Origin of the sequence: Chitinophaga sp. GbtcB8 (genome assembly GCF_019091455.1) — a bacterium.
Taxonomy (GTDB): domain Bacteria; phylum Bacteroidota; class Bacteroidia; order Chitinophagales; family Chitinophagaceae; genus Chitinophaga.
Genome location: NZ_JAGXJN010000355.1, coordinates 1 through 240, shown reverse-complemented (window position 1 = coordinate 240; position 240 = coordinate 1). Strand labels below are relative to the sequence as shown.

1 protein-coding gene is annotated in these 240 nt (G+C 50.8%); it reads left to right on the top strand.

Features of this window, described 5'->3' with window-relative positions:
* Positions 1-240: hypothetical protein (locus KVT36_RS32075; protein ID WP_217607493.1), on the top strand; the 240-nt coding region annotated here is incomplete at both ends.

Here is a 240-nt window from a genome sequence, read left to right as displayed (position 1 = left end):
TGTCCTTCCCATAGCTAGCGTGGGCAACGATACACCAATTTGCACCAGCTCCGGGGTAGCCACGTTGAGTGGCGGCCTTACTACAGATGCGGATGGGAGTATTGTAAGGTATGTATGGAAAATAATTTCCGGCCCGGCTGCCGGTACCATTGCTACTCCATTGGGTTCCAGCTCCTCTACCACTGTGTCGGGGCTTACAACGGCAGGTGTATATAAATATCAATTGAATGGTGTGGTCAA